Origin of the sequence: Rhodococcus sp. MS16, assembly GCF_013277795.1 — a bacterium.
Lineage (GTDB): Bacteria > Actinomycetota > Actinomycetes > Mycobacteriales > Mycobacteriaceae > Rhodococcus_F > Rhodococcus_F globerula.
Map to the genome: position 1 here is coordinate 60,186 of NZ_VBTM01000016.1, position 19,552 is coordinate 79,737.

Here is a 19,552-nt window from a genome sequence, read left to right on the forward strand (position 1 = left end):
GCATTACGGCTTGAGGCGTCGTAGACCCCAGAGCGCGGGGATCATGAACATTCCCGAAAGAACCAGCACCAGAGCTACTTCCGTCACCTGGAATCGGCGGAACTGATCGGACGAATGGTAGCGGATCTCGCGGTGGTCTGCTCCGTGCTCGCGCAGACAGACCTCCATGTCTCGATCCTGCTGTGCCATCAGTACATCTATACGGATTGTGTACTCGGCGCCCGTCTCCTCGGGACGCTGATCGTACGGATTCTCGTCGCCAGAGCCATTCCAGGTGCATTCGTCATAATCAACGTCGACGAAATTTCCCTGGATGTCGACGTACCCCTGCTCGATTTCCCAGTCGCCGCCAAATTGGTCGTAACCGCCCAAATACGAAGAGTATCTACTGGATCCGTCCAGTGGCGATGCTTCGACGCTGAGCTCCGCGTAGTGCGGCCTCGCGACAAACTGAAACATGGCCAGTACTGCCACGACACCGGCCATCGTCAGCGCCATTGCACCGATCGAACTCCGCACCAGCAACGCGAGAGCCGCGCCAAGAATCAGAGCCATGAATGTGTATGCACCCAAGGCTAATCCGCTGGACTGAAAGAAAGGATACGACAGGTTCGGTGGGTCGACGAATGTCGCTCGGCCGGCAACAAATGCGAAGTTGCTGTTGGCGGGCAGCCTCCGAGTCCACTCCAACACGAAACCGAGCAACGCAGCAGCGACAGTCAGCGGAACAAAGACAACCAGCACTCTGGTCCAGAACCAGCGAGCCCGGCTGACCGACTGGGTAAGCCCCAACACATGTGTTCCCTGCTCGATATCCCGGGAAAACACTGTTACACCAACCAATGCTCCCAGGAACACCGGCAGCATCGTTGCAATGAGAGTGGTCGCGGTCAGAGCAGTTTCAGCCGCACAGATCGCCGTTGTGTTGCCGAAACAACCGAAAAACGATCCGAAGGGGCGGCCACTGCCGTCGCTCTTGATAATTGCACCACCGACCAAGCCCGTAAGCGCGAGCACCGCAATGATTCCCAGCGAGACAATGAGTGACGTCCGATGATGACGCCAGGTAACCCAGATCATGCCGACACCTTCGCTTCCGCACTCAGATGCCCGAGCACCAGGTCGTCCAGAGTTGCATCGTCGACAGTCCAACCTGGTAGTTCATTCGGTCGACGACCGGCCACGAGGTGGGAATTTCGGCGCAGCCCGACATCGGTGTGAACAACAGTGCCACCACCCACCACGTCCGACGGATCGCCATCACCAACCAATACGTAATGGGCTGAGACCAATTCATCCAACGATCCGGAGAGTCGAGCATTGCCGTCGCCGAGAAGAAGTAACCGATCCGAAACATCTGCCAATTCGGAAATGATGTGCGAGGACAACAGGACGGTTGTGCCGTGCTCTGCGACATCTTCGAGCAGCGAGGTGGCGACAGACCGTCGGGCAAGTGGATCGAGGTCTGCCAACGGTTCGTCGAGAAGCAACAGCTTCGGCCTACGTCCGAGTGCCAAAGCCAGTGCCACCCTGGTTCGTTGACCGGGAGAGAGCGTCTTGGCCTTCGCATCGAGCGGAATGCCCGCACGTTCCACCAAGGCAAGCGCGTACTTCGCATCCCAGCTGTCATTGGTGTAGGCGCCGAACCGAAGTAGTTCCGCGACAGTGAATTTCGGGTACAACGGTTTATGCTGGGCCAGATAGGCCAGGCCCGGGCTGATGCCGTCACGACTCGGAGCGGCGCCGAGTACGGAAATCGCGCCGTGATCCGGCGTCGTCAATCCCACTGCCAAGGACATGAGTGTCGACTTGCCGGCACCGTTGACGCCGACAAGCGCGGTGATGCTCCCTGCCTCGACTTCGAAGGTGCATGCGTCGAGCACCTTCTTGCGCCCGAAGCGCTTGTCCACGTCAGCCATGGTGAGCGCAGATTCTTGCTCGGTCACGATGTCTCCCCCTCACTCTCGGACGAATCAGATTTGACGAACTCACGCTCGAGTTCCATGTCGACCAGTGCCTCGATATCCGTGCGCTCGAGGCCCGCCGCCACTGCGTCACGCATCCACCGGGAAAGCTCTGCCCGCAGAGCGGAGTTCTCCGCCATTCCCGGCTTCGCGAGCGACTTGGTCACGAACGTCCCCAACCCCGGCCGCGGCGCAACAAGACCGTCGCGTTCGAGTTCCTTGTAAGCCTTCAGAACAGTGTTGGGGTTGATGGCAAGAGCCCCCACAACATCCTTGGCGGTAGGCAGACGGTCACCGACCTGTAGGTCACCGAGCCGTAGTGCCTGCTTCACCTGGACGACCAATTGCACGTAGGTGGGAATGCCGGATCGGCGGTCGATACGGAAGTCGATCATCCGAACCCTTTCACTAGTTCATTAGTGGAATAGATATTTACCGTGCCTTTGCCGCTCGAGTCAAGAGTGGCCGCCCCTGTAAAGTGCAAATGCCCCGGGTTTCCGGGGTGCCACGCTGCTTGTGAAGTCCGGTGAAAGCCCGGCACTGTCGACGCAACTGTGAAGTTGTCCGTGTACCCACGGATGAACGAGTCAGGTCACCCAGCCTCGTGGCGACACGATGGTCCTCGGACGAAGGACGCTCGTGCAGCCCAGCCCTCCGGCCGCGCCGCATGGCGACTTTCTCCGCACTGATGGAGGGGTGGCTGTGAACATTCGGCCGACACGCACGTTCCGATCGATCTTTGCGGCGCTGGCGGTGAGTACGGCGCTGTTGGCCGGTGCCTGCAGCAGTTCCACCACCTCCGACGCCCCCACCACGTCAGCGGTCTCCGACGGCTCATTCCCCGTGACGGTGGAATCCGGTCCCACCGGTTCTGGCACCGACATCACGATCGCGGCGCGTCCGACGTCGATCGTCTCACTCAGCCCCAGCGCTACCGAGACGCTGTGGGCTGTTGGCGCGGGCGATCAGGTCAAGGCGGTCGACAACCAGTCCGACTACCCGGCCGACATCCCGGTCACCGACCTGTCCGGCTTCTCGCCCAACGTCGAAGCCATCCTCGGCTACGCACCGGATCTGGTTATTGCGTCCGACGACATGAACGACCTCGTGTCCGGGCTTCAGAAGGCAAAGGTGCCGACTCTCCTTCTGCCGGCGGCAACGAGCATCGACGACGTCTACGCACAGATCGAGCGCGTCGCGATCGCAACCGGCCACGAGGAAGAGGGCGCCGAGGTGGTCAGTGACATGCGCACCGAAATCGACGCAGCGGTGGCGAGCGTTCCGGCCCGCGAGCAGCCCCTCACGTACTTCCACGAACTCGACTCCTCGCTCTACACGGTGACGAGCACAAGTTTCATCGGCCAGATCTACGGCCTGTTCGGCATGAAGAGCATCGCCGACGCAGCCGCTCAGGGCGATTACCCGCAGCTTTCGGCGGAGTTCGTGGTTCAGGCCAACCCTGATCTGATCTTCCTGGCGGACTCGCAGTGCTGCGGTGTCACCGCGGAAGCTGTTGCAGCGCGCCCCGGTTGGAACGGGATGAAGGCTGTGACCGGCAACCAGATCCACGTACTCGACGAAGACCTGTCCAGTCGATGGGGACCCCGCGTCACCGACCAGGTGAAAGCTGTTGCCGCGATCGTGGCGCAGGTTCCGACGGCCTGAGTTCTCTGATGCACAAAGCCGGTCTCGCGAACCATCGAACCACCGCGCTGGTCGGTGCCGCACTCATTTTATGCGTGTCACTGTTGATCGGCGTTCTGGTGGGACCGGCAGGCCTTACCCCTGATCGGGTCATTCTCGAACTGCTCGACGGGATTCCGGGCGTCGATATCGATTCCGGGCTGACCGTTCAACAGCAGGCAATTCTCTGGCAGATCCGACTTCCCCGCGTAGTCCTGGGTGCCTTGGTGGGCGCGATGCTGGCCGTCGCGGGAGCCGCATATCAGGGTGTGTTCCGAAATCCGTTGGCCGATCCGTATCTTCTGGGGGTGTCCAGTGGTGCCGGACTTGGCGCAACGTTGGCTATCGTCTCCGGCGGGGCTGTGGGAATGTTCGGAATCCCCATGGCCGCCTTTGTCGGTGGCGTTCTAGCCGTGTTCATCACGTACGCTCTGGGCCGCAGTATCGGCGGCGCCCAGAACGCGGTCGTCATCATTCTGGCCGGCGTTGCGGTGGCCGCGTTCACCAATGCCGCGCAAACTTTTGTGCAGCAACGGTTCGACGATTCACTGCGCGAGGTCTATTCGTGGTTGCTCGGCGGTCTGTCGACGGACGGTTGGTCGGAAGTTCTTGTTGTGCTGCCGTACGTGATTGTGGCCTCGGCAGTCATCCTGATTCACCGTCGAGTACTCGACGTCATGGCAGTTGGCGACGTGGAGGCAGCCAGTCTCGGTGTGGATCCCGCCCGCTCTCGACTCGTCCTGGTTCTTGCGGCAACTCTCGGAACAGCAGCAGTGGTCAGTGCCAGCGGCCTCATCGGCTTTGTGGGAATTGTTGTTCCCCATGCCGTTCGACTGGTCGCAGGACCTTCGCACCGACTGCTTCTCCCGCTGTCGCTGATGCTGGGCGCAGCGTTCCTCGTCCTCACCGACGTTGCCGCCCGATCATTGATGTCCCCCGCCGAACTTCCCATCGGCGTTGTGACAGCCATGATCGGCGCCCCGTTCTTCCTGCTCGTCCTACGCCGCAGTCGGGTGTCGGCATGACCGAGTTTGCCGTTCACTGCCAGGACCTTCGGGTTGTCCTGGGCGGCAACAACGTTGTCGACGGCATCGGACTCGACGTTGCAGAGGGTGAATGGGTTGCCGTCGTGGGACCGAACGGCGCCGGGAAAACCACGCTGATGCATGCGCTCGCCGGGTTGATTCCGTCTGCCGGCCAACTCACCGTCTCCGGCCGTAACCCTCGAGATGCCGGTCGCAAAGCCATGTCTCAAGTTGTCGCGCTGATGCCACAACGGCCCGTGGTACCGGAGGGCGCAACAGTCACCGAACTTGTCGCGCTCGGCCGAACTCCGTATCTACGACGCTTCGGCACGGAGACCGCCGCCGATCGCATGGTGATCAACAACGTCATTCAGCGCCTGGACCTCACTGAATTTGCCGATCGCCGGGCTACCGAACTGTCCGGCGGTGAATTGCAGCGAGTAGTGCTGGCCCGAGCGCTCGCGCAGGAACCGAAAGTGCTGCTCCTCGACGAGCCCACCAGCGCCCTCGACATCGGACACCAGCAGCAGGTCCTCGATCTTGTGGAGGCAATGCGCTTGTCGGACAACATCACCGTGATTGCCGCGATGCACGATCTCACTCTCGCGGGGCAGTACGGATCGCGCATCGTCTTGCTCGATCGGGGCCGCGTGGTGGCAGACGGACCACCGGCCGACGTTCTACGTTCCGACCTCCTCGGCGAGATCTACGGCGCCCGCGTCGAGGTTCTCGATCGACCGAGCGGACCCGTCGTGGTACCGATCCGCGAGAAGGACGGCCGCTGATGGAACTGCTGATGCTGGGTACCGGCGCCGCAGACGGTTGGCCCAACCCCTTCTGCGAGTGCACATCCTGCACCGCCGCACTGGCAAGCGGCACGGTTCGAGGGCACACAGCGGCCCTGCTGGACAATCGAATCCTGCTCGACTGCGGCCCCGAAGTACCACGCGCCGCTTCGCGATCCGGCCGCACCCTTGCCGGAGTCGAACACATCCTGCTCACTCACTCGCATCCCGATCATCTCGGCCCGATGGCGCTGCTCTTCCGGTCATGGGCCGATCGCATCGAACCACTGCAGGTACTCGGACCTCCTGACGCCCTTGATCTCTGCCGCGACTGGGTGGGGCCACACGACCCGGTCACCTTCACACCGCTTGTCGCTGGCCAATCGATCACGCTGGGCACGTATGACGTTCGCGCTCTCGAAGCGACACACGAAGTTCCGACCCTGCTCTACGACATCACCGACCAAGCCGGCGCCCGCATCTTCTGGGCCACCGACACCGGGCCCCTCGCACCGTCGACAATCGCCGAGCTCGCAAACGCCTCGTTCGACGCCCTTTTCCTCGAGGAAACCTTCGGATTCAAGACCGATCATGGCACCGGGCACCACGATCTGCCCAGCTTCGCCCGGACGGTCGCCACACTGCGCGAAATCGGCGCGGTCACAGACAGAACCGACATCGTGGCCGTCCACCTCGGCCACCACAACCCGCTCGCACACGAACTCTCGGCAGCACTAGAACAGTGCGGCGCACGAACCGTTCTCGACGGCACAGTGCTGCGCATCGGCTCCAGAGCGCCTGGCCGAACTCTGGTTACCGGTGGCGCCCGGGCGGGCAAGTCCACCTACGCCGAAGCACTACTGTCCGGATACCGGCACGTCACATACATCGCCACCGGAGATCCGCATGACGACGATCCCGACTGGACGGAAAGGGTGGCGTCACATCGCGCGCGGCGGCCGGCAACCTGGGCAACGCTCGAAACCGTCGATGTAATCGAAATACTCTCCGGCGCAAGCGACCCCATCCTGCTCGACTGCCTGGGTACCTGGCTGACAGCACGGATGAATCGCCACGATGCCTGGCTGGACGGCGACACGGCTGCGGTTCGCCAAGACATCGATCAGTTGCTAGCGGCCTGGAAGTCCTGCCCCGTCCCGATCATTGCAGTCACCAACGAAGTCGGCAGTGGAGTTGTTCCGGAAACCAAGTCCGGTCGTCTCTTTCGGGACCTGCTCGGCCTACTGAACGCCCGGATCGCCGATGCGTCCGAGTCGGTTGTCCTGATGACCGCGGGACTACCCACCCGGCTACGCTGACATCTCAGATCAGCCCTGTGAGACGCCGCGCGCAATCGAGGAGAAAGCCCACCAACTCTCGGTCTTCCACAGTGACACGTTCGCAGGAACCCTGGATACACAATCCGCCGGCGACCAGGTCGGCATGATCGCGAATGGGCACCGCTAACGCCGACCGTCCGAGCCGGGATTCCTGATTCTCGAATGCAAATCCCTGCAATCGAACCGAACGCAGCTGCTCGGCCAGCATGGCACGATCAGCGATCGTGAATTCGGTGAGTCGACGTAGTTCCAAATCGACAACGAGCCGCTCGTCGTAGGCCAACAGAAGTTTGCCCAGCGCATTTGCATGGATGTTCTTCGAAAGCGTGGTTATCCCGATGATCTCGTGATCAGGGTCCTTGTCGATGAATCGGAGTCGCCCGGCGTTGAACGACGCAACATGCAATCCGTATCTCGTGTGGGTACGCATGTCTTCGACTTGTTCGTGCAGCGACGGCGCCGGGCCACTCGTTGTTGCGGCATGCGACAACTCAGCCGTCCGACGCCCCAACGCAAAGCCGGACAGGTCAGGTACCCGCACGAGAAAACCCTCTGCCACCAACAGATTCAGCATCCGATACGCCGTGGCCGATGGAACTCCCGCGAAAGTGGCGATCTCCTTCGCGGTTGTTCCCGGTCCTAGATGCGCAACCGCCTCGAGCATCCCGAGCGCTTTCTGAACCGCTTTGGGTTGCTGCCCGCTGAAGTGCGATTCGTCGCTGGTCCGTTTGCCGACTCTGGTGCCGGTGGTGGCGCGGTCGGCGCTCACTCGCCCCACTCCGGTAGGTCGCGGTCTGCGGCAGAACGATCCGGCACCAGGCGTCGTCGACCGTCGTCGCCGATAAGGAGTGTTCCGGCCCCAGGCAGGAGGTCCGCAGTTTCAAGGCTGTCGAAAGCTCCCACCGCCGTGAGACTCTCAGGCCGCACCCGCCGGAGAATTGCACTCCAGATCACTCCGGATGCAGCAAGCGCTCCAGCTGCACACGGCAGCGCCCAGATTCCGTGGACGGCACCGTCGAGAATGATGTACACAAGCAAACCGGCCCCGGCGACGCTGACCGACAACGTGCACACACGCGTCACCGCTGTGTGCTCGCCGATTCGGTTCAAGAACTTCCAGGATGCAAAGGCCACCAACGTGTACGCGCACACGAGGGCAATTTCCACCACTCCGTCGAAAGAACCCGAATCATCTCTCACCGCATCGGAAAACAGAAGAACGCCGACTGTGCTGACGGAGACAAACGCGAGGACCGCAATGTAAGGGGTTCGGAATCGACGGTGCATCCGGGCGAGCGATGACGGCAGCACCCGTTCGACGCCCATGGAGTACAACAACCGCGAACCCGCTTGCGCGCAGCCGAGAGTGCATGCCAGCCACGAGCACGTCATACCGACCTTGACGGCCAGAACCACCCCGGCGCTGGCACCGGATGCCGTCCCCTGGAAGTACGCCCCGACGATGGTTGCGCCATGCCCCGTCATCGCCGCCCACGCGGCAAAGACGAATAGTAGCCCGCAGATGATCGGCGAAATCAGCACTGTGCGTGTGACGGTGATCAACGGGCGCTTGGCCTCTGGACCGAAGAATGCTGCACTCTCGAATCCGGCCATACTCAGAACAGTCAACATCGCCAGAAAAGGCACCACGCTCAAAGACTGATTCGGCAATGACACGGTGGTTGTCGTATCGGTACGGGTTGCCAGCATCACCGCGATGATCAAGATCAACGAACAGCTTTCGATCACCAGAATCGCGCGGGTCGCAAACCGAACTCCACGCACCGCTATCCACGCAACGGTGAGGGCGATCAGTACGGTCACCACTACCGTCGAAAGCGGCCCGCCTACATCGGTGCCGATGAGCGAAATCGTGTCCAGCAGACTGGGAACCGCCTGGGCCAACACCGATATCGAGATCCCGAGATACCCGACGACCAACGCGGCTCCGACTAAAAGCGCACTTCGGGTTCCGGTACCTTGGAAGACAAAGCTGTAGAGCGAACCAGCCGCCGCCAGCCTGCGGGTGAAATGCGTGATGCAGAGCGCAACCAGAAAAACTGCCGACGTTGTCGCGGCGATGGCGGCCAAACCTGCGTACCCAGGGCTGTACGTGATCATCCACAATGCGATGAACACCATTCCCGTAGCCGGTGCGATGGTCGACAACGACTGTCCGAGAAGATCGATCGGCGTCAGCCGCCGCCGACCCAGACCGCGCAACGGCGAGTACACCGGCTCGCCGTCCTGATCCGCACTCTGTGCCCGCGCGAGTGCCGCGCGCAACGCCGCCGTCACGGCCATGTCTCACCGTCCGTCCGATATCTGATTCACCGATTTCGGTCAAGTTAGTCCGCATTTGTTTCCGGGCAGTTTCCACCGTGGCGCGCAGTGACGATCCAAGTGAGAATCCGCGCGCTCGAGGTCTCGCCCGCTGGCCCTGCCACAGCTCCGAACCATGTCGATCCCGTGCCGAAGAACACTACTGACCTGCACAAATATCGATTCTCACCGGCGGCGCGCATTCCCAGTTGCGTATCCCCCGGACGTATCCACGCCGAAGCATGTTCGCCGCATCACCAGTACAGGATGTGTCCCACACACCAGCGCTTGCCGACCTGAAAGGGAGGAATCATGGACTTCACCATCGCTGCCGTATCGGCGATCATCGGGTTTGTCCTACTGCTCGCCGGCATCCCCAAGCTGACGGACTACGACGGTGTTCTGCGTTCGGTACGTGGATACAAAGTCCTTCCGAGCGGGCTCGAAGGACCGGTTGCCCGGGCACTTCCCATCGCCGAGACCGTGGTGGGCGCACTTCTCGTGACCGGTATCGCCCGGCAGTGGGCGGCCGGGGTTGCCGCACTCATGTTCGCGTCGTTCTTTGTCGGCCTTGTCGTCAACCTTGCTCGCGGCCGACGCGACCTCGACTGTGGTTGCTTCGCATTCGGCATCGGCGAGATCCCGCGTATCGGATGGTTCCACGCGGTACGTGCCGGAATCCTTGCCGCTGCGTCACTCTCCATCCTGGCAATCGGCAGCTCCGCGGGCGCGGGCGCGCAAGCAACAGCTGCCACCCTCGCACTCCTCCTGGTGCTGGCCGGCGTCGCCATCGCACAGATCCGATCCGTCGTTCATTTCGGCAAGCGCCCCGTCGACGACTACCTCTCGAGTGCTTCCGTCCGACTGCGTGCCGCCGGCGCCACGTCTCGGTACGGCGTTTGACCTTCTCCCTATTCACCGACTGTGCAAAGGCAGGACTTCGACGATGACTACTTTTCTACTCGTAGCGACCGTGATTCTCGTGATCGCCGTGGCCGTACTGTTCTTGATGGTTCTCGCTCTCGCCCGTGAAATCGGCCGTGTGCAGGTGCGTCTCGGACCTCTCGGTGCCCGAATGATGGATACCGGTCCCAAGGTCGAACAGGTTGGGCCGTCGTTTGCCGGTTTGATCGACCAGGAAGGTCGAACCGTCGGAGTTGGTGGTCATCGAGACAAGGCTCAGCTACTGCTGTTCACAGCACCGAGTTGCTCGACCTGCAAGAGCCTGCTTCCCGGCGTGCGGGCAATGGCCCGAGCCGAATCCGACCTCGACGTTGTCATCATCTCCGACGGAACCCCCGAGGAACACCGAGAGTTCTTGGCCGGCAGCGGCATCGGTTCCGAGCTCAGCTACATCGACGCTCGTGACGTCGGCATCGCCTACCAGGTGGGCACCACTCCGTACGGCGTAATTCTCGACGAGCACGGCAAGATTCGCGGAAAGGGCCTGTGCAACCACATGGCTCAGGTCGAGAGCCTGCTCAACGCACTCGAGTCCGGCACCCCCTCACTCCAGCACCTTCATGCGCAGGCTAAGTCGGGCAGCGCGGCCTGATCACCCTGAGTTCTGCTCGTTCCTCTTCACGAATCAGGAGAAATTTGTTGGACGACAATGCGTTTCCACAGCACAACATGACAGAGAACCGATATCCGGTAGACGAGGCAACCGTTCAAGCGCAGGCCGAATGGATGGCAGGCCAGGGTGGTTCACTGACCAGCCGCACCGGCCGCAAGCTCTCCGAACGCGTCTCGCGGCGGTCGATGATCAGCCGAATCGGCAAGTGGACCATGGGAGTATCCGGCGTAGCGCTGATCAGCACCTTGCCCGTCACTCGTACCGCATTTGCTCAAGAAGCCGCGCCTCCCGCTCCGGCACCGGGCCCGGAACCGCTTGTTCCCGTGTACGACGGCAAGGATCCCGCGGAATGTGAATACTGGCGCTGGTGCAACATGGACGGCACATCCTGCGCTGCCTGCAACGGCGGCGGTGTCACCACGTGCGCGCCCGGCAGTAAGCCAGGCGCCGAGTTCTGGGTTGGCTGCTGCACCAATCCCGATACCGGAAAGACCTATCTGATCGCGTACTACGACTGCTGCGGTGCGCCTTCGTGTTCCAACGCCTTCTGCGGCGAGCCGGACATGCAGGCAGTGATGTACAACCCGGTTTCCGGCAGCTACGACCAGGAAATCATCTGGTGTGTCTCCGACGAATCGCAGGCGTACACCTGCACCATGGCTCCCATCATCGGTGAGGACTGCCAGACCCGTCCGGCTGCACGCCCCAAGGTCGGTGCCGGATCATGAGCAGTTCACGAACCCGAAAGCTCGCCCGGCCCGCCGTCGCAATACTGCCTCTCACCGTTGTGCTCGCACTGGCCGGTTGCAGTTCGTCCGACAACGACGAACCTTCCAGCGCAGGTGATGTCACCTATCCCACCGTCCCGTTCACTGCTCCTGGTGATGGCATTTCGCTCGGTCACGACGATCAGGAAATCGGCGACACCATTCCCGAACCCCTGCACGTCGGCTCGATCACTCCGATTGCCGCTGACCGACTCCTCGGCGTCGAAGGTGGCTTCGGTCAGCTCGAACTCAGCGTCAACGTCATCGATCCGAAAACCGGTGTGGCCGAGCGCCGCATCACCGTCGGACCCGGTATCTGGGATCCCGTCATCCACGGATTCGTCGGTGACTCCGACGATGACCCAGCGGTGCTCGCCGCCGAAGTGTGGCGTCCCCGAGGTTCGCGTGGCGCAGCCGATTTCACGGTCAGCACCTACTCCGGCAACCTGCTGGAGCCGGCCGAGGTCATGCTTCCGGACGTCGCACGTGTGCATTCGCGTGCCGGCTCCAATGCCGTCACCTCCGACGGCAAGTTCTTTGTCACCTGGGACGACGGCCTGTACGGCATCCGTGTTGTCGACTTGGAGAAGCAGGAGGCGACCGGCGCCCTCCAAATCGTCGGATGTGGACCGTTCACCTGGATGGTCGGACACGAGCTCTACAGCGTGTGCGAGGACACCCGTGAGCTGCTGCAGGTCACGATCAGCGACGACGGAGTCCCCACCGAGACCGCCCGATCCAAGGTCTTGCCCGACGATTTCGTCTCGACTCGCAAAGTGACGTGGGCGGCCGACGCACAGAAAGCGTTGTTGGTCAGCGAGAACGGTGACGTCTTCGTCTTCGACTTCTCGAACGGACTACCCAAGGAAGCCGTCAAGCCCATCGGAAATGCGGGCCAGGATTCCGGACGCTTCTCCGAGAACCTCATCAATGCGGATGCAACGCGTCTGGCAATCGAGTACACCGACAGCGCAATTCACCCGGACTCCGCTCGCGGTGGTTCGATCGTGAAGATCGATCTCTTCGACGCGGCTACGTTCGCCCCGATCAAGAGTCTTTCTCTGGCCGACCTCGGCCTCACCGATATCGGAAGCACCGCCTTCTCAGTTGACGGTGCAACGTTCTACGTGCTCGGCACCGGACCGGAGGTAGAAGGCTCCGCTCCGCAGAAGATCGTGGGCTACAACGCAACCACCGGTGAGCAGGTCAGTTCCGTGGATATCTCGGGCAATGTCGGTGATGTCACCGGGTTGATCACACCAGAAGTACTTCGATGAGTCGTCCCGGATCCGGTGTAGTGATGGGCCGGCGCCGCTTCCTGAGTCTGGGAGCACTCGGCGCCGGGGCAATCGGGCTCGGCGCCGTGGGAACGATCGCCGGATGCAGTTCCACTGCAGCAACTCCGACGCCGCTGACCGATCTCGACTTCATCATGCCCACCGACCCCGAAGTTGCTGCTGCAGAGTCGGCACGAGCCTGGAACGGAACCACCGCCGCGTTTGCCTTGGCAGCCGGATTCTCGACGGTTGATCTCGGCGGACGCCTCGTGGACACATGGACGTACGGTGGCGCTGCTGTCGCTCCGGAACTTCGGCTGAAATCCGGTGACCGGGTGAACGTCTCCGTCCAGAACAACCTCGATGCCGAAACCACGCTGCACTGGCACGGAATTCGAATCCGCAACGACATGGACGGCGCGGCACCAACCACGCAGGCTCCCATCGCGGCGGCTTCGACCTTCGACTACAACTTCGTCGCCCCGGATCCGGGAACGTACTGGTACCACTCGCACAGCGGACTACAGGCAGACCGCGGACTCTTCGGCGCCATGATCGTCGAGGACCCGAACGACTCCAGTGGGGCCGACGCCGATGCCGTTCTGGTACTCGACGACTGGGTCGACGGATTGGGTACCACACCGGATTCCATACTGATGGCACTCAATCCGGCAATTGCCGGCGGCCACGGCGGCCACGGCGGAGCCGCATCAACACCCGTTGAGCACACCGAGGGTGACATGGCAGTTGCGCAGCAGTTGGTGAGCGCCGGTCATGGTTCGTCCGAGGCTTTGGGCGGCATGACACAACACATCGCGTATCCATTGCACTTGATCAACGGGCGACCGCCCAACGATCCAGCTGTGGTGACCGCTGCGCCCGGTTCGACTCTGCGACTACGAATCATCAACGCGGCGGCCGAAACTCCGTACCGGTTTGCCGTGGCCGGGCATGAGATGACGATCGTAGCCACCGATGGCTTCGACGTGGAGCCGACTCCCGCCGACGCCATCATCGTCGGAATGGCTCAGCGCTACGACGTACTCGTGACGGTCAAGTCGGGAACATGGCCGGTGGTCGCCAAGGTCGAGGGCCGCGACGGATACGCGTCGACCGTCCTGCGCAGCACCGACGCGTTGGCACTCTCGAATCCGGATGTGGGTGGTGTGATCTCGGAGTTGGGCGGCCGTTTGGTGTTCGAAAGCGCTCTCCGTCCCGCGGAATCCACACGCCTCGAGACGAAGTCACCCGATCGCGACTACCACATCGAGTTGATCCAAGCCGGAGATCGTTACGTGTGGGGTATGGCCGGTGCCGATGCGGGCAAACTCGTGATGAAACAGGGTGAACGCGTTCGGATTACGATGAAGAACACGTCCACCATGTGGCATCCCATGCACACTCACGGCCACACCTTTGCGGTACCGGATTACGGCGGGCTTCGCCGTGACACCGTCAACGTGCTACCAGGCAGCGAACTCGCCATCGAGTTCGATGCCGACAACCCCGGCGAGTGGATGTTCCACTGCCACAATGCCTACCACTTCGAAGCCGGAATGACGGCAAATCTGCGTTACGTCCGCTGACAAGTAAGAAGAATCGAGAGGACCTCTCATGAAGAAGCTCGTTCCCGCTTTCCTTGCCGCTTGTGCGGCTTTGAGTCTCACCGCCTGCAGCAGCGACAGTTCGGCGTCGGACGAACCCGCCGTCGTGATCGAGGTGAAGAACATGGCCTACACACCGGCGTCGGTCACCATCGAGAAGGGCCAGACCGTCGAGTGGAAGTTCGACGACGGCGGACTCCCCCACGACGTGGTCGGTAACGGTGAACTCGAAGGGAAACTGAAGAGCGAGTTGCTCACCGAGGGAACCTTCTCGTTCACGTTCGACGACGCCGGTACCTTCACCTACCACTGCACGCCCCATCCGATGATGGTCGGCACCGTGATCGTTCAATAGTGAGGAGGTGGATCGCCAGCTTCAGCCTTGCCGTCGCGGCAACGTGTGTTCCCGCGTGCGGCACAGAAGGTCCCGCCTCCGACGTCGTGATCGAGATCAGCAATGTTCAGTTCAGTCCGATGGACGTCACCGTTGAACATGGCGGCACCGTCGAGTGGCGTTTCGACGACGGCGGACTTCTGCACCACGTGGAATCGCCCGGACTGTTCGACAGTGGCATCACCGGAGACGGAACCTTCCGGCACACGTTCGAGAACGCAGGCGTCTACGAGTACTCGTGCTCCGTGCACCCGTACATGATCGGAGTCATCACAGTGCTGTGACTACTGGCTCATCATTTTTCGTGAACTACATACATTTTGGAGGATCTGATGACTACCGTTCTCTCCCACGGCCCACTCCAGACCGATGTCCCTGACATCCGGCCGACCCTTCAAGGCTCGGTCGGCACCGCCACCCGCGCCAGCCTTATCGCGGCAGGTGCTGCGGCGGGTGCCGGCATTGCACTCGTGGCTGCGCCTTCTGCGACAACAGCTTTGACCACTGCGGTTGTCGGAGCCGGACTGGTCACCTCACTGGCGGCCAACTGGTCGACCTGCGGAATGTCGGTTGCCGGAGTTGTTGCCGCACCGAAGCAAGCCGATCGTAAGGGATCGTCAACTCCGGCACGCCGACTCGGTTGGCATGCACTGGGTTCCGTCACGACAGGTGCCGTAACCGGCGCCCTGATCGGCGCTCTCGGCGCGGCGGTGTCCGGTTTCATTCCGATCGGCTGGGCGTTGGGCGCCTGGGCTGTTGTGGCACTTGCGTACGGTCTGCACGAGTTGGGTGTTCTCACGATGCCGACTCCGATGCGGCGCCAACAGCTTCCGCGCCATCTGCGCCGCACCATGGCGCCGTGGAAGGTCTCACTGATCTTCGGCGCTATCATCGGGCCCGGATTCCTGATCTTCATCCGCTCGAGTGCGTACTACCTCCTTGCACTCGGTGTTATCGCCTCGGGTTCACCGGCTCTCGGCGCTGCACTGTTCACCGTTGTCTCCCTCGGCCGCTGCATGCCCAGCCTCGCGGCAATCGTGCACACCAATCGCGGTGGCTCGATGCCCGGTTTCCTCTCGGTCATGTGCGTCGTAGACCGTCGGGTGCAGAGCATCACGGGCGCCGCACTGATCGCACTGGGAGCATTTGCTGCTTTCGCGTTGGTCTGAGTTTCCGTCGAAAGTAGTGTGGCCGGTAAGCATTTGCTCGCCGGCCACACTGCGGTCCGGAGATTCGTACCAGAGACGAGGCTTGCCTCAGTCCGAGAGGAGGACAATCGGTGTCGCTTCGGGAGTTCTCCAACTCTCAGATCGAACGCATTGACGTCGCGGCCGCAGTCTACGGGTCGGGACGGCCCATTCCCGAAGCAGAAGCACGTGAGCGGTTGGCTACCGAATTCATCGTGCCGAACGACGGCTACCTGGCGTTCATCGGCAGATGGGGCGGGTGCTACGTCGGGGTGTCCGTCCACGCCTGGGATCAGAGTTCACTCCTCGGGACAACCACGTGCCTGGAACTCACAGCCCGTGCGCGCGATGACTTCGGCGAGATCAGGCGCGGATGCGCCGAGATCGTCAAGCCGTCCTTGCTCTCGCGCGGCGGCGGTTGAATGTGTTGTGGGCGATGGTCCGTGACAAAGTGGTCTATTTGCCAGGACCAACTGCCGCATTGGCCGCGTAGATTACTTCTGAAGCGATCAGTAACAGACCCGAATGGACTGTGTTCTGGCCCGCGTCCATTCGTAAGCCGTATCAAGCTTTGTCGCTATGCGGCAGGGACACCCGTCGACTGGTGCGGGTGCGATGTGAACAGTGACTCAATCGAGACAGAACTCATTACCTTCGACATCTTGCATTACGAGGCATGACTCGTTGTAGCCATCGGCGCGCAGTAGTCGCACACGTACCGCACCGAGTGCGATCAATCGTGCGCATTCGGATTCGAGCGCGGCCACGCGTTCTTCGCCCACGAGTCCCGTACCGACTCGCACGTCAATATGTAGTCGATTCTTGACAACCTTGGTTTCAGGAACGCGCTGAAAGTACAGGCGCGGACCTATACCCGAGGGATCGATACATCCCGATCCGTTGCGCTCGTAACCTAATACTTCGCACCAGAATTCCGCTACGCGCTCAGGCTCCTCACAGTCGAAGGTGACTTGAATCTTCTTGATCGATGCCATCGGATCACAGTAGAGGCGGGTCTCTTCGTTTGCACGTTCTTTATCGCATGGTTCGCGCTAGGCGTGAGCTCCGGTGAGAATTTCGTGAATCCTTCACCTTAGTGATCGAGTGTCGAATCCAAGAACTCTTTGGTGAATACCGATCGCGCACAGAACTACCGAAACATCAGCGCCAGCTCCCGAAGGGCGAGCGCTGCGTTCCTGACCGCACCGTCAGTGGTGATGACATCTTCGACCAGGGTGACAGTCTTCCCTGCGACGTCGATTCCCTCTGCCAGCTTGTTGGTTTCCGTACGACTTCGGTTGTTACGGATAAAGACCGCCGGTAGACCGGTTGCCCTGGCTGAGCATAGTGACGATCGGGATACCGCCCATTTCCAGTCCGCCGAGCATTTCGGTGTGTTCTGGAACCAACGGGGCCATGCGGTCGGCGATGCGACGTAGAAGGTCCGGGTCGGTTTCGAACAAGTATTTGTCGAAGTACTCGGAAGCGGTTATTCCGGAGCGGAGAGTGAACTTGCCCGTCAGGCGGCGTGAGGAGGGGCAGATCTATCTCCCAGTTTGGCGGCATGTGCTCGCATACAGGTCCTTCGTACCTGCATCGCCTCCGGCTCAGCCAGACGGAACGGCCTGCGGCCGTGCTTGACAAAACCTATTGAGATTCCCTTCAAGTGTTATGGGCTCGAGCCGTCGGCTAGAGCTGACCACCCGCGTCGACGGTATGCGTGGTTCCCGTGACATAGCGTCCGCTGTCTCCGACGAGGTAGAGCACTGCGTCGGTGATGTCGGATGATTCGAGCGCGGGCACCGGCAGGGTGTTGAGTGTCAATGCGGCTTCCTCGAAGTCAGCGCGTGTCGGCGCGGCGAGGTCCGGCCGGAAGAGCTTGTAGGTGGCGTCGTTGAGGATCATGTCGGTTGCCACGGTGGTGGGATGGATGGTGTTGACTCGGATATTCTGCGGCGCAAGCTCTTTGGCGAGCACCTTCATGAACCCGACCAGACCCGCCTTAGCCGCTGAGTAATGCGCCGTATTCGCGTTCGCTTTCAGAGCGGCGAGTGAGCTCGTGATCACCACAGAGCCACCCCGACCACCCGCGACAATATGCGGCACCGAAGCGACGCAGGTCTTCCACACTCCGGTGAGATTGATGTCGATCATCGTCGACCAGGTTTCCTCGGACATCTCGAGCGTCGGAGCAGGCACCGAGATACCGGCATTGGCGAGCACGATGTCGAGGCGGCCGAGCTCATCGACACCGGCGTCGACCACCGCTTTCAAGCCGTCGAGGTCCCGGACGTCGACTTCGCGGGCAACAATGCGACGACCGAGGGCTTTGACCGCACGCTCGGTTTCCGCGAGGTCGTCCGCCGTGGCGGTCGGATACGGCACTGTGTCGACCTGGCGACATACGTCTATCGCGATGATGTCGGCCCCTTCTTGCGCGAGCCGTAGCGCATGGCTGCGCCCCTGGCCCCGTGCAGCACCGGTGACGAATGCAACCTGACCATCGAATTGCCCCATGACAGCAAACCTTTCGGCACATGTGGCACCGACCTTCAGCGGTGCCGCGTCGTACAACCGAGGTTATGTCAGTCGATGCCAAAACATGGCGTTTTGAGAAAACTCACCGCCCGGGCGATACGGGTAACCCGCCCAAGCCCGAAGGCCGACGCCATGGCCGGGCGAACCTGGAACGATGGACGCGTGATGAGTACCGACAACCGAATCGACCGCGGTGGCAGGCCGGCGGCAACAACCGCGCACCACCTCGCCGCCGTCGCCCAGAGACTGTTCGTCGAACGCGGCTTCGACCGAACCAACGTCGAGGACATCGCGCACGAAGCGGGAATCAGCACTCGAACCTTCTTCCGATACTTCCCGACTAAGGCCGACGTCCTGTGGGTCGAATCGGACGCCGAGATCAGTCGGCTGCGACAAGCACTGGCCGACAGCACCACGACCGAACCGTACGAAGCCGTCTTGGTGCGCGCCGTAGTCACCGCCATGGCTTTCCCCGACGACCAGATCGAATGGGCCAGACACCGCGCCCAACTGGTCCTTACGGAACCCGCCGTGCAAGCGCAGGCATCGCAGCGTCACACGCGGTGGCGAGCCGCTGCCACCGAATTCGTCAGCGCTCGCACCCCCGACGATTTCTTCCCGATTGCGGTGGGACACGCAGTACTCGCCGCCACACAATCGGCCCACGAGTACTGGATCGCGCATCCCGAATCGCATCTCGCCGATCAGCTCGAACGTGCACTGCTCCTGCTCCTCCCACCCCTACCCACAGCGGTCTAGCTCGCATCGACCTTGGAATCGAGATCCAATGCTCGGCTTGAATTACCTCCGCTCGAGGTAAACCACCAGGACAGCGCAGCGAAAGAATTGTCCGTCCCGCTGGGCGCACCTCGAGATGCGGAGGTTCCGATGCCCGAGCTCGACAACAACTCACCGCCCACGGGCGGAGGTGCAGAACCTGCTCACGGCGACGTAGTCGGGCAACCCCATACCTCCGCCGAGGGGCAACCGATCATCGCTGCAGAACAAGACGCTGCCCGAATCAGCTCACCCGCCCACCCGCTGGGTAAGCCCGGACCGAGCTTCGATCGCAAGTCTCCGTTCATGATCG

The 19,552-nt window shown here is 61.7% G+C and carries 21 protein-coding genes and 1 pseudogene; 15 read left to right on the forward strand and 7 right to left on the reverse strand.

Features of this window, described 5'->3' with window-relative positions; genetic code table 11:
• Positions 1 to 3: 3 nt before the first annotated feature.
• From FEZ60_RS27525 to FEZ60_RS27535, 3 genes are read right to left on the reverse strand one after another with little or no spacing between them, the layout of a single operon-like run.
• Positions 4 to 1,080 carry an ABC transporter permease gene (locus tag FEZ60_RS27525; protein ID WP_172937585.1) on the reverse strand — a complete coding sequence of 359 codons (1,077 nt, stop codon included), beginning with the start codon at positions 1,078 to 1,080 and terminating at the stop codon, positions 4 to 6.
• The gene (locus FEZ60_RS27530; protein ID WP_172937586.1) at positions 1,077 to 1,946 is read right to left on the reverse strand and encodes an ATP-binding cassette domain-containing protein; all 870 of its coding nucleotides are present in this window, start codon (positions 1,944 to 1,946) and stop codon (positions 1,077 to 1,079) included. The genes FEZ60_RS27525 and FEZ60_RS27530 overlap by 4 nt, the downstream gene beginning before the upstream one ends.
• Positions 1,943 to 2,359, reverse strand: coding sequence for a GntR family transcriptional regulator (locus FEZ60_RS27535; RefSeq protein WP_141486779.1), 417 nt, complete (start codon positions 2,357 to 2,359; stop codon positions 1,943 to 1,945). The genes FEZ60_RS27530 and FEZ60_RS27535 overlap by 4 nt, the downstream gene beginning before the upstream one ends.
• A gap of 307 nt (positions 2,360 to 2,666) precedes the next feature.
• On the opposite strand from FEZ60_RS27535, the gene FEZ60_RS27540 reads away from it, so the two are divergent.
• From FEZ60_RS27540 to cobU, 4 genes are read left to right on the forward strand one after another with little or no spacing between them, the layout of a single operon-like run.
• Positions 2,667 to 3,629 carry a helical backbone metal receptor gene (locus tag FEZ60_RS27540; protein ID WP_172937587.1) on the forward strand — a complete coding sequence of 321 codons (963 nt, stop codon included), beginning with the start codon at positions 2,667 to 2,669 and terminating at the stop codon, positions 3,627 to 3,629.
• An 8-nt stretch (positions 3,630 to 3,637) separates the two neighbouring features.
• On the forward strand, positions 3,638 to 4,672 hold the full coding sequence (locus tag FEZ60_RS27545) for an iron ABC transporter permease (RefSeq protein WP_045065301.1): 1,035 nt from the start codon (positions 3,638 to 3,640) through the stop codon (positions 4,670 to 4,672).
• Positions 4,669 to 5,457 carry an ABC transporter ATP-binding protein gene (locus tag FEZ60_RS27550; protein ID WP_045065303.1) on the forward strand — a complete coding sequence of 263 codons (789 nt, stop codon included), beginning with the start codon at positions 4,669 to 4,671 and terminating at the stop codon, positions 5,455 to 5,457. The genes FEZ60_RS27545 and FEZ60_RS27550 overlap by 4 nt, the downstream gene beginning before the upstream one ends.
• The gene (gene cobU, locus FEZ60_RS27555; protein WP_172937588.1) at positions 5,457 to 6,776 is read left to right on the forward strand and encodes a bifunctional adenosylcobinamide kinase/adenosylcobinamide-phosphate guanylyltransferase; all 1,320 of its coding nucleotides are present in this window, start codon (positions 5,457 to 5,459) and stop codon (positions 6,774 to 6,776) included. The genes FEZ60_RS27550 and cobU overlap by 1 nt, the downstream gene beginning before the upstream one ends.
• Positions 6,777 to 6,780: 4 nt before the next feature.
• Here cobU and FEZ60_RS27560 read toward each other — a convergent pair whose 3' ends face one another.
• Together FEZ60_RS27560 and FEZ60_RS27565 are read right to left on the reverse strand one after the other, a co-directional pair.
• Positions 6,781 to 7,566, reverse strand: coding sequence for an IclR family transcriptional regulator C-terminal domain-containing protein (locus tag FEZ60_RS27560; RefSeq protein WP_172937589.1), 786 nt, complete (start codon positions 7,564 to 7,566; stop codon positions 6,781 to 6,783).
• Positions 7,563 to 9,101, reverse strand: a complete 1,539-nt coding sequence (locus FEZ60_RS27565; protein WP_172937590.1) for an APC family permease — start codon at positions 9,099 to 9,101, stop codon at positions 7,563 to 7,565. Before FEZ60_RS27565 ends, FEZ60_RS27560 begins: the two co-directional genes overlap by 4 nt.
• A 330-nt stretch (positions 9,102 to 9,431) precedes the next feature.
• On the opposite strand from FEZ60_RS27565, the gene FEZ60_RS27570 reads away from it, so the two are divergent.
• The 9 genes from FEZ60_RS27570 (at position 9,432) to FEZ60_RS27610 (ending at position 16,346) form a co-directional block, all read left to right on the forward strand.
• The gene (locus FEZ60_RS27570; protein ID WP_116102625.1) at positions 9,432 to 10,022 is read left to right on the forward strand and encodes a MauE/DoxX family redox-associated membrane protein; all 591 of its coding nucleotides are present in this window, start codon (positions 9,432 to 9,434) and stop codon (positions 10,020 to 10,022) included.
• Positions 10,023 to 10,065: 43 nt separating this feature from the next.
• Positions 10,066 to 10,674 (forward strand): redoxin domain-containing protein, encoded by a 609-nt coding sequence (locus FEZ60_RS27575; protein WP_045065315.1) that lies wholly within the window; start codon positions 10,066 to 10,068, stop codon positions 10,672 to 10,674.
• 77 nt (positions 10,675 to 10,751) lie between these two features.
• Positions 10,752 to 11,423, forward strand: a complete 672-nt coding sequence (locus FEZ60_RS27580) for a methylamine dehydrogenase light chain (protein WP_033233846.1) — start codon at positions 10,752 to 10,754, stop codon at positions 11,421 to 11,423.
• On the forward strand, positions 11,420 to 12,739 hold the full coding sequence (locus tag FEZ60_RS27585) for a hypothetical protein (protein ID WP_172937591.1): 1,320 nt from the start codon (positions 11,420 to 11,422) through the stop codon (positions 12,737 to 12,739). The genes FEZ60_RS27580 and FEZ60_RS27585 overlap by 4 nt, the downstream gene beginning before the upstream one ends.
• Positions 12,736 to 14,325 carry a multicopper oxidase family protein gene (locus tag FEZ60_RS27590; RefSeq protein WP_172937592.1) on the forward strand — a complete coding sequence of 530 codons (1,590 nt, stop codon included), beginning with the start codon at positions 12,736 to 12,738 and terminating at the stop codon, positions 14,323 to 14,325. Before FEZ60_RS27585 ends, FEZ60_RS27590 begins: the two co-directional genes overlap by 4 nt.
• 28 nt (positions 14,326 to 14,353) lie before the next feature.
• Positions 14,354 to 14,698: a plastocyanin/azurin family copper-binding protein gene (locus FEZ60_RS27595; protein WP_045065322.1), complete on the forward strand. Its 345-nt coding sequence runs from the start codon at positions 14,354 to 14,356 to the stop codon at positions 14,696 to 14,698.
• Positions 14,698 to 15,021, forward strand: coding sequence for a cupredoxin domain-containing protein (locus FEZ60_RS27600; RefSeq protein ID WP_172937593.1), 324 nt, complete (start codon positions 14,698 to 14,700; stop codon positions 15,019 to 15,021). Before FEZ60_RS27595 ends, FEZ60_RS27600 begins: the two co-directional genes overlap by 1 nt.
• A 48-nt stretch (positions 15,022 to 15,069) precedes the next feature.
• Positions 15,070 to 15,906 (forward strand): methylamine utilization protein, encoded by an 837-nt coding sequence (locus FEZ60_RS27605; RefSeq protein ID WP_116102619.1) that lies wholly within the window; start codon positions 15,070 to 15,072, stop codon positions 15,904 to 15,906.
• Between the two features lie 110 nt (positions 15,907 to 16,016).
• Positions 16,017 to 16,346: a hypothetical protein gene (locus FEZ60_RS27610; protein ID WP_172937594.1), complete on the forward strand. Its 330-nt coding sequence runs from the start codon at positions 16,017 to 16,019 to the stop codon at positions 16,344 to 16,346.
• A 207-nt stretch (positions 16,347 to 16,553) separates the two neighbouring features.
• On the opposite strand, the gene FEZ60_RS27615 is transcribed toward FEZ60_RS27610, so the two are convergent.
• Together FEZ60_RS27615 and FEZ60_RS27620 are read right to left on the reverse strand one after the other, a co-directional pair.
• Positions 16,554 to 16,919 carry a VOC family protein gene (locus FEZ60_RS27615; RefSeq protein ID WP_172937595.1) on the reverse strand — a complete coding sequence of 122 codons (366 nt, stop codon included), beginning with the start codon at positions 16,917 to 16,919 and terminating at the stop codon, positions 16,554 to 16,556.
• 694 nt (positions 16,920 to 17,613) lie between these two features.
• Positions 17,614 to 18,441, reverse strand: coding sequence for a mycofactocin-coupled SDR family oxidoreductase (locus FEZ60_RS27620; RefSeq protein ID WP_172937597.1), 828 nt, complete (start codon positions 18,439 to 18,441; stop codon positions 17,614 to 17,616).
• A gap of 186 nt (positions 18,442 to 18,627) precedes the next feature.
• Between FEZ60_RS27620 and FEZ60_RS27625 the strand changes: the two genes are divergently transcribed.
• Together FEZ60_RS27625 and FEZ60_RS27630 are read left to right on the forward strand one after the other, a co-directional pair.
• Positions 18,628 to 19,221 (forward strand): TetR family transcriptional regulator, encoded by a 594-nt coding sequence (locus tag FEZ60_RS27625; RefSeq protein WP_045066746.1) that lies wholly within the window; start codon positions 18,628 to 18,630, stop codon positions 19,219 to 19,221.
• 129 nt (positions 19,222 to 19,350) lie between these two features.
• Positions 19,351 to 19,552, forward strand: a pseudogene (locus FEZ60_RS27630) (AI-2E family transporter); the annotation flags it as partial.

Excerpts from the sequence above, each read along its gene's own strand:
- FEZ60_RS27525 (WP_172937585.1), bottom strand. The coding sequence starts at position 1,080 with ATGATCTGGGTTACCTGGCGTCATCATCGGACGTCACTCATTGTCTCG.
- FEZ60_RS27535 (WP_141486779.1), bottom strand. The coding sequence starts at position 2,359 with ATGATCGACTTCCGTATCGACCGCCGATCCGGCATTCCCACCTACGTG.
- FEZ60_RS27545 (WP_045065301.1), top strand. The coding sequence starts at position 3,638 with ATGCACAAAGCCGGTCTCGCGAACCATCGAACCACCGCGCTGGTCGGT.
- FEZ60_RS27550 (WP_045065303.1), top strand. The coding sequence starts at position 4,669 with ATGACCGAGTTTGCCGTTCACTGCCAGGACCTTCGGGTTGTCCTGGGC.
- cobU (WP_172937588.1), top strand. The coding sequence starts at position 5,457 with ATGGAACTGCTGATGCTGGGTACCGGCGCCGCAGACGGTTGGCCCAAC.
- FEZ60_RS27565 (WP_172937590.1), bottom strand. The coding sequence starts at position 9,101 with ATGGCCGTGACGGCGGCGTTGCGCGCGGCACTCGCGCGGGCACAGAGT.
- FEZ60_RS27570 (WP_116102625.1), top strand. The coding sequence starts at position 9,432 with ATGGACTTCACCATCGCTGCCGTATCGGCGATCATCGGGTTTGTCCTA.
- FEZ60_RS27575 (WP_045065315.1), top strand. The coding sequence starts at position 10,066 with ATGACTACTTTTCTACTCGTAGCGACCGTGATTCTCGTGATCGCCGTG.
- FEZ60_RS27580 (WP_033233846.1), top strand. The coding sequence starts at position 10,752 with ATGACAGAGAACCGATATCCGGTAGACGAGGCAACCGTTCAAGCGCAG.
- FEZ60_RS27585 (WP_172937591.1), top strand. The coding sequence starts at position 11,420 with ATGAGCAGTTCACGAACCCGAAAGCTCGCCCGGCCCGCCGTCGCAATA.
- FEZ60_RS27590 (WP_172937592.1), top strand. The coding sequence starts at position 12,736 with ATGAGTCGTCCCGGATCCGGTGTAGTGATGGGCCGGCGCCGCTTCCTG.
- FEZ60_RS27595 (WP_045065322.1), top strand. The coding sequence starts at position 14,354 with ATGAAGAAGCTCGTTCCCGCTTTCCTTGCCGCTTGTGCGGCTTTGAGT.
- FEZ60_RS27605 (WP_116102619.1), top strand. The coding sequence starts at position 15,070 with ATGACTACCGTTCTCTCCCACGGCCCACTCCAGACCGATGTCCCTGAC.
- FEZ60_RS27615 (WP_172937595.1), bottom strand. The coding sequence starts at position 16,919 with ATGGCATCGATCAAGAAGATTCAAGTCACCTTCGACTGTGAGGAGCCT.
- FEZ60_RS27620 (WP_172937597.1), bottom strand. The coding sequence starts at position 18,441 with ATGGGGCAATTCGATGGTCAGGTTGCATTCGTCACCGGTGCTGCACGG.
- FEZ60_RS27625 (WP_045066746.1), top strand. The coding sequence starts at position 18,628 with ATGAGTACCGACAACCGAATCGACCGCGGTGGCAGGCCGGCGGCAACA.